Annotated in this window: 7 protein-coding genes; 1 reads left to right on the forward strand and 6 read right to left on the reverse strand. The window is 70.0% G+C overall.

Features of this window, described 5'->3' with window-relative positions; translation table 11 throughout:
• Window positions 1-23: 23 nt before the first annotated feature.
• Entirely contained in the window at window positions 24-650 is a 627-nt protein-coding gene (locus ACZ4FV_RS51070) for a CGNR zinc finger domain-containing protein (protein WP_465328236.1), read from the reverse strand.
• A 124-nt stretch (window positions 651-774) separates the two neighbouring features.
• Here ACZ4FV_RS51070 and ACZ4FV_RS51075 point away from each other — a divergent pair, with 124 nt between their 5' ends.
• The gene (locus ACZ4FV_RS51075) at window positions 775-936 is read left to right on the forward strand and encodes a hypothetical protein (RefSeq protein ID WP_402231685.1); all 162 of its coding nucleotides are present in this window, start codon (window positions 775-777) and stop codon (window positions 934-936) included.
• A 13-nt stretch (window positions 937-949) separates the two neighbouring features.
• On the opposite strand, the gene ACZ4FV_RS51080 is transcribed toward ACZ4FV_RS51075, so the two are convergent.
• The 5 genes from ACZ4FV_RS51080 to uvrB form a co-directional block, all read right to left on the reverse strand.
• Window positions 950-1,939: a TerC family protein gene (locus ACZ4FV_RS51080; protein WP_402231687.1), complete on the reverse strand. Its 990-nt coding sequence runs from the start codon at window positions 1,937-1,939 to the stop codon at window positions 950-952.
• A 175-nt stretch (window positions 1,940-2,114) separates the two neighbouring features.
• Window positions 2,115-2,771 (reverse strand): 3'-5' exonuclease, encoded by a 657-nt coding sequence (locus tag ACZ4FV_RS51085; protein WP_465328238.1) that lies wholly within the window; start codon window positions 2,769-2,771, stop codon window positions 2,115-2,117.
• Between the two features lie 339 nt (window positions 2,772-3,110).
• The gene (locus ACZ4FV_RS51090) at window positions 3,111-4,859 is read right to left on the reverse strand and encodes a TerD family protein (RefSeq protein ID WP_395862559.1); all 1,749 of its coding nucleotides are present in this window, start codon (window positions 4,857-4,859) and stop codon (window positions 3,111-3,113) included.
• 104 nt (window positions 4,860-4,963) lie between these two features.
• Window positions 4,964-5,536 (reverse strand): TerD family protein, encoded by a 573-nt coding sequence (locus tag ACZ4FV_RS51095; protein ID WP_395862557.1) that lies wholly within the window; start codon window positions 5,534-5,536, stop codon window positions 4,964-4,966.
• Window positions 5,537-5,748: 212 nt separating this feature from the next.
• The gene (gene uvrB, locus ACZ4FV_RS51100) at window positions 5,749-7,827 is read right to left on the reverse strand and encodes an excinuclease ABC subunit UvrB (RefSeq protein WP_395862555.1); all 2,079 of its coding nucleotides are present in this window, start codon (window positions 7,825-7,827) and stop codon (window positions 5,749-5,751) included.
• Window positions 7,828-7,929: the final 102 nt, after the last annotated feature.

Below are 7,929 nucleotides of genomic sequence, written 5' to 3' on the forward strand. Positions count from 1 at the left end.
CCCCACCCCCTCCCCCCACCCCCTCACCCGCCCCCCCCCCCCCCACCCCCCCCTTCCCCCCCCCCCCCCCCCCCCCCCCCCCCCCCCCCCCCCCCCCCCCCCCCCCCCCCCCCCGCGTTCGCCTTGCGCCGGGCCCGGTGCGCGGCCACGTTCGCGCGGTTGGCACACGCGTCCGAGCAGTAGCGCTTGCGGCCGTTGCGGGAGGCGTCCGCGAACACCCGGTCACAGTCGGCCGCCGCGCACACGCCCGAGCGGCCCACACCGTAGTCGGCCACCAGGTTGGCCAGCCCCATCGCCGTGTTGATCCGCAAGCGCTGCACGAACGGCACCCCCGAAGGCGCGTGGTGCAGGTGCAGCCCGCGGCCGTGATCCACCAGCCGCGGCCGCACCTCGACCCGCGCCAGCAGGCCGTTGACGTGTTGGACGGCCGCCTCCAGGTCGGTGATCACGAAGAACGCGCGCAGCTCGCCGGCCCACTCCAGCAGGGGTTCGAGCGCGTCCCGGTCCAGGTCCTCGACCAGGAACGAGAACGCCCGCAGCACCTCCCGCGCGGAGAGCAGGTCCGGCGTCGAGCCGTGCGCGCCCGTCCACGCGTTGACCATCGCGACGGCAGCGCCGACGCCGTCACTACGGTAACCGTTGACTTCCATTGAACCCTTACCTAGGCTGCGGGTATGTAAGGAGCTACATCAGAACACTCATTACCCTATGCGATATGGGGGCAAAACGATGTCTTCCCGGTGCGATGCCTGCGGGCGGATCGAGGATCCGCGCATGACCGTACTGTCCCGGCACTCCACATCCCAGGGCGAGATCGTCTACACCCGCTGCCTGTGCGGCAGCGTCGGCGTGCGACTGCGGCCGGGAACGACACAACGGCCCCCGCACGAGGTGGTCCTCGCACAGGGGCCGTCGGCCGTACCGCTTCCGGGCTGAAACGCTCCGGGGTCTAGACGCTCGCGTCCTTGTCGGCTCGCTCCGCCGCCTCGGCCGCCGCGTGCTCGTCCTTCTTCGTCTTGCGCAGGCTCAGCACCGTGGTCACCGTCAGGGTCGCCACGATCACGCCGAGCGAGAGCGGAATGCCGATCTCCGGCACGTGCACACCCTGACCGTGCAGCGCCTCGAAGATCAGCTTGACGCCGATGAAGCCGAGGATCACCGACAGGCCGTACGACAGGTAGACGAGCTTCTTGAGCAGCCCGCCGATCAGGAAGTAGAGCTGGCGCAGCCCCATCAGCGCGAACGCGTTCGCGGTGAAGACGATGTACGGCTCCTTGGTGAGGCCGAAGATCGCCGGGATCGAGTCCAGGGCGAACAGCACGTCGGTGGTGCCGACGGCGATCATCACGATCAGCATCGGGGTGACGAGGCGCTTGCCGTTCTCCTTCACCACGAGCTTCATGTCGCGGTAGCCGTCGGTGGTCGGCAGGACCTTCTCGACCTTGCGCAGGAGGGCGTTCTCCTCGAACTCCTCCTCCTCGTCCGACTTGGCCTCCTTGATCAGCTTCCACGCGGTCCAGATCAGGAACGCGCCGAAGATGAAGAAGACCCACGAGAACGCGGCGACGACCGCGGCGCCCGCGGCGATGAAGATGCCGCGCAACACCAGCGCGAGCAGTACGCCGACCAGGAGCACGCGCTGCTGGTACTGCGGCGGCACCGCGAACTTGCCCATGATCAGAACGAACACGAACAGGTTGTCGACGCTCAGCGACTTCTCGGTGATGAAGCCGGCGAAGAACTCACCGGCGGGTGCCGATCCGGAGAAGACCCACAGGCCGATTCCGAATACGACGGCGAGACCGACCCAGAAGATGCCCCACAGGGACGCTTCCTTGAGGGTGACCTCGTGCGGTTTGCGATTGAGGAACAGATCGACCGCCACCAGTGCCAACAGCACGACGATGGTCAGGATCCAGGCAACGGGTGAAACGTCCACTGCGCCTCCGGCAGACGTGGGGGGTCGCGTCATAGCCGGAGGGGGGATGCACCCCTCCGATTGCCTCCAGGATGCCAGAAGGTAAAGGAAACACCAAGCGATCCTTTACCAAATCCTGGTGACAGGTCGTCAGAAGACCTCTTGCGTCGGCCCGCTCGGAGTGTCCACTCACCCGTCAGACCACCGGCGCGAACCCCCGACGCGGCTTGAGCGCGGGCGCCGGCAACCGCTCCGGGGCCCGGGCGGGCGGGACCGGCAGGCCCAGCCTGCGGGCACCGAGACCGGCCAGCAGCAGCGGCAGCAGGCGGGCGGTCACCCGGGCGTCGGCCAGCGCCGCGTGCGCGTCGGGGAAGGTCAGCCCGAAGTGCGCGCAACAGGTCCCGAGCTTGTGGTCGGCCAGCGGCAGTGCGGACGCCTTCGCGAGCTTCATCGTGCACAGCGCGGGCAGCGTCGGCGGGGTCATCCCCGTCGCAACGAACTCGGCCTCCAGGAACCGCTGCTCGAAGGACGCGTTGTGCGCGACCACCACGGCGCCCGCGAGCAGCCCGGCCAACTCGGTGGCGACCTGCGCGAACCGGGGCGCGCCCACCACGTCGGCGGCGGTGATGCGGTGTACGTGGCTCGCGCCGACCGAGCGCCCGGGATCCAGCAGCGTGGTCCACTCGCGCAAGACCTCGCCGGTGCCGCGCATCCGCACCACGCCGATCTCCACGATGCGATCGCCACGGGCGGGCGAGAACCCCGTGGTCTCCAGGTCGACGACCGCGAACTCGGTACGCGCGACCTCGGCGGGCACCCCGAGCACGCGCGCGGGATCGACATAGGCGAACAAGGCGACATCCCTCTCCCCCGGCCGCCTTGACACGACCGACGGGGCGAGAGTCTATGACCCCCGCCCCGCCACATTTACCGCATCAGCACAATCCGCCCCATTCGAGCGACCCCACCATCCGCCGGGCCAAACCCACCTCACCCGACCGACGTTCGAGGCCACCCCGGCCGGAGACCAAACCGCAGCACCACACCCGGCCGGGCAAAACCACCTCAGCCCGGCCGGCGTTCGAGACCACCCCAAGCCAACCGACGCCGAACCCGAACCGGCGAACCAGTCCAGCCCGGCCGGCGTTCGAGGCCACCCCGGCCGGAGGCCGAAACCCCGCGCGCTCCGCGCTCAACGCGTGCCGGCCACCCAGGACAACAACTGCCGCGTCGCATCCGCACCGCCGGAGGGCAGGTCCGCCGTGTACACCCAGGGCAGCCCGATCCACGGGTCCATGATGTGGTCCTCCGGAATCGCGGTCAGCCGCAACAACGACCGCCACAACGGGTCGAGCAACGGCCCGAACGACTCGGCGTCACCGCGCGAGCCCACCACGACCACATGCACCCCGACCCGGGGCCCCTCCTCGACGATGTGCCGCAGTTGCGCCGCGCTGCGATCGTCGAAGCCGAACGGGAAGTCGTGCACCAGCAACAACTGCCGGGCCAGGTCCAGCTCGCTCGGCAGCGAGTCCACCGCGTCGTTGGCAACCGCCATCCGGACCAGCTCGATCCGGTCCAGCAGCCGCCCGAGCAGCGCGGACACATCGGCGGCGTCGGTGGCCACCGGGCCCACCAGCAGCCCGGAGGCCGCGAGCGGCTGCAACGGCGCGGCCGCCGTGCCCTTGCCCGCCGGGTCCACCACGTGCACCTTGAACTCGCCCACCGGGAACGCCGCGAACATCCGCGCGGTCAGCGACACCGCGAGCTCGTCGGCCCGCTCCGAGCCGTTGCCCCGCTCGCCCTCCAGGCCCGACGCGGCGGTGTCGATCCACAGTCCGCGATCCATCGGCAGCCGCAACACCATCGGCACCCGCAGCTCCGGCCGCTCCGGCAGATGCAGGTCGCCGAGCCGAATCGCCGGCGCCCCGTCCTCGGGAGCCTGCCACCCGGCCCACGACGTGCTGTCCCAACGCGCCATCACCGGCGGCAGGTTCGGCTCCAACTGCTCGATCTCGCCGACCAATTGCGCGGTGTCCCGGTCCAGCACGGCCTTGGCCTGCTCGGCCAGCGCCCGGTGCCGATCACGCGCGGTGTCCTGCGCGGCGAGCCCCGCCGGCGAGAAGCGCGCGGCCGGGTCGTTCAGGACGCCTTCCAGCTCCTTGTCCAGCCGACCGTCGGCGTACTCGATCGCCGACCGGTAGGCGGCGGCCGATCGGGCCGCGTCCTCGAACACGCCCCAGACCTGCTCGTACAGCTTCTCCACCTCGCGCCGCGCGGCCCGCTGCGCGGCCTCGCGCTCGACGTCCGGCGGAGCCGCGGCCCACGCCATGCCGCCGTTCGGGTCCACCCGGGGCACGGTGCCCGGCTCGCGCGGCTCGGTGGGCGCGTTCGCGGCGCTGAACGGCGCGGCGGTGGTACCGCCCAGCGCGGTGCGCGCCCGGTCCACCACGCGGGCCCGGTTCGCCACCCCGACGTCCTTGAGCAGCGCCTCCAGGCCGGCCTCGTAGCCCTGCCCGACGGCCCGCACCTTCCACGCGCCCTGACGGCGGTACAGCTCGACCGTTTGCAGCGCACGCTCGCTGCCCAGGTCGGTGATCCGGAACGTGGCCAGATCCTCGCCGGCCGCGCGCACGGTGACCACCGGCGCCGCGACCACACCGAACCGGTCCACGCCGCCGCCCTCGATCGTGACGCCGACCAGTGCCCGCTCGATCCCGGCGGGCAGCTTGTCCAGCTCGAAGGTCGCACCGGCCTGACGGATGCCCACCCCGGCGGCGTCGACACCGCCGCGCTGGATCACATCGTCGTCGTCGCGGACCCGATCGTCGGCCCCTACCAGGGTCACCACCAGCTCGACCGGGCATTGCGCCGCGATCTCGACCTCCACCCGGGTGTCGGGCAGCGCCAGGTTCTGACCCCGTACCAGTTCGGTGCTCACGTGCGTTCGTCCCCTCCCCGCCCCGCCGGGACGGACCCCGCGCGAGCGGGCCGGGAGGCGTGTTCCGCCCGTCCCGGCCCGCTCACCATGTTTGGTTGTACGTCCTACAGGTGCGCCATCAGAGCCGGGAGCAGGTCGCGCAGCGTCTGCCCGTGTGCGGGCTCGCCGATCGCGGCCATCTTCCAGGCGGTGCCGTGCCGGTACAGCTTGGCCATGATCTGGCCGGTGTAGTTGCCACCGCCGGAGAGCGTGTAGCGCGCCAGCTCGGTGTTCGTGCTCTCGTCCACGATCCGGCAGAACGCGTTCTCGATCTCCTGGAAGGTCTGCCCCTGGAACGAGCTGACCGTGAAGATGATCTGGTCCACGTGCACCGGCACCCGGGACAGGTCCACGAGAATCGACTCGTCGTCGCCGTCACCGTGCCCGGTCAGGTTGTCGCCGGTGTGGCGAACGGACCCGTCCTTGCTGGTGAGCTGGCCGAAGTAGCAGACGTCGACCGGCTGGTTCTCGGCGAACAGGACGCACGACGCGTCCAGGTCGACCTCCTTCTCCCGGCTGCCGAACAGGCCGCGGCGCTTGATGGCGTCCCATCCCAGGCCCATCCGGACCATGGTCAGCTCGCCACCACCCGGCTTGTCGAGTGAAATCCTCTGGCCCTTGGACATGTTGACGGCCACTGGCGACGTCTCCCCTCACAGAATTTGGTCACGCGGCTCGCGGGCCCCGCCCCGACGGGGCGGGCCCACACTGGCCGCAGAGTAGTCCTCGGAGGTCGCCGGTGTCCCGGCGAGCCCCCTCGGTCGCGTTCCGGATCACGAACCTACCGGTCAAGACGTACAGGCATCACAGGCCGTTCCCTCATATCCGGCAATCCGTCCCGGACATCCTGCTACGCGATGCCCGCCGCCTTCATCCCGCGCAGCTCCTTCTTCAGCTCCCCGACCTCGTCGCGCAACCGCGCGGCCAGTTCGAATTGCAGTTCCGAAGCGGCGGCGTGCATCTGCTCGGTCATCACCCGGATCATGTCCGTGAGATCGGCCGCAGGCATATTGTCCGAACCCGCCTTCCTGCCCAGCGACGGCACCGGCGCCTTCGTCCGGCCCTTGTTGCCGGCCAGCAGATCGGCGGTGTCCGCGTCCTCGCGCGAGATCGAGTCCAGGATGTCCACGATCTTCTTGCGCAGCGGCTGCGGATCGATACCACGCTCGGTGTTGTACGCGATCTGCTTCTCGCGCCGCCGGTTGGTCTCGTCGATCGCCTTGGCCATCGACGGCGTGATCTTGTCCGCGTACATGTGCACCTGGCCGGAGACGTTGCGCGCCGCGCGGCCGATGGTCTGGATCAGCGAGGTCCCCGAGCGCAGGAAGCCCTCCTTGTCCGCGTCCAGGATGGACACGAGCGAGACCTCGGGCAGGTCCAGGCCCTCGCGGAGCAGGTTGATGCCGACCAGCACGTCGTACTCGCCCAGCCGCAGCTCGCGCAGCAACTCGACCCGGCGCAGCGTGTCGATGTCGCTGTGCAGGTATCGCACCCGCACACCCTGCTCCAGGAAGTAGTCCGTGAGGTCCTCGGACATCTTCTTGGTGAGCGTGGTGACCAGCACCCGCTCGTCCTTCTCGGCCCGGGTGCGGATCTCGTGCAGCAGGTCGTCGATCTGCCCCTCGGTCGGCTTGACCACGACCTCGGGGTCGATCAGGCCGGTCGGGCGGATGATCTGCTCGACCACCGCGTCCGCCTTGGCCAGCTCGTACTTGCCGGGCGTCGCGGACAGGTACACCGTCTGGCCGACCCGCTCCAGGAACTCCTCCCACTTGAGCGGGCGGTTGTCCATCGCGGACGGCAACCGGAAGCCGTGCTCGACCAGGGTGCGCTTGCGCGACGCGTCGCCCTCGTACATCGCGCCGATCTGCGGCACGGTCACGTGCGACTCGTCCAGCACCAGCAGGAAGTCCTCGGGGAAATAGTCCAGCAGCGTGTTCGGCGCGGTGCCCGCCTCGCGGCCGTCCATGTGCCGCGAGTAGTTCTCGATGCCGGAGCAGGTGCCGATCTGGCGGAGCATCTCGATGTCGTACGTGGTGCGCATGCGCAGGCGCTGGGCTTCCAGCACCTTGCCCTGCTTGTCCATCCGGGCGAGCGTCTCCTCCAGCTCCCGCTCGATCCCGGCGACCGCGCGCTCCATCCGCTCCGGACCGGCCACGTAGTGCGTGGCGGGGAACACGTAGAGCTCCTGATCCTCGCTCACCACCTCGCCGGTGAGCGGGTGCAGCGTCATCAGCGACTCGATCTCGTCACCGAACATCTCGATCCGCACGGCCAGCTCTTCGTAGACCGGGAAGATCTCGATCGTGTCGCCGCGCACCCGGAAGGTGCCGCGCGTGAACGCGACGTCGTTGCGGGTGTACTGGTTGCCGACGAAGCGGCGCAGCAGCGCGTCGCGCTCGATCTCCTCGCCGACGCGCAGGCGGACCATCCGGTCGACGTATTCCTGCGGGGTGCCGAGGCCGTAGATGCAGGACACGGAGGCGACCACGACCACGTCACGACGGGTCAGCAGCGAGTTGGTGGTCGAGTGCCGCAGCCGCTCGACCTCCTCGTTGATCGAGGAGTCCTTCTCGATGTAGGTGTCCGTGGTGGGGACGTACGCCTCGGGCTGGTAGTAGTCGTAGTACGAGACGAAGTACTCGACGGCGTTGTTCGGCAGCAGCTCACGGAATTCGTTGGCGAGCTGCGCCGCGAGGGTCTTGTTGGGCGCCATGACGAGCGTCGGCCGCTGGAGCCGCTCGATCATCCACGCGGTCGTCGCCGACTTGCCGGTGCCGGTCGCGCCGAGCAACACCACGTTCTTGTCGCCCGCGCCGATCCGCTGTTCGAGCAGATCGATCGCCTGCGGCTGATCGCCGGACGGCTGGTAGGGACTGACGACCTCGAAGGGCGCCACTTTGCGTTCGAGATCGGTGATGGGTCGCACTCAACATACGTTACGACCTCGGGGGGGGGGGGGGGGGGGGGGGGGGGGGGGGGGGGGGGGGGGGGGGGGGGGGGGGGGGGGGGGGGGGGGGGGGGGGGGGGG

Source organism: Embleya sp. NPDC025285 (assembly GCF_055558835.1).

Coding starts and splice junctions, on each gene's coding strand:
- ACZ4FV_RS51070 (WP_465328236.1), bottom strand. CDS start 650: ATGGAAGTCAACGGTTACCGTAGTGACGGCGTCGGCGCTGCCGTCGCG.
- ACZ4FV_RS51075 (WP_402231685.1), top strand. CDS start 775: ATGACCGTACTGTCCCGGCACTCCACATCCCAGGGCGAGATCGTCTAC.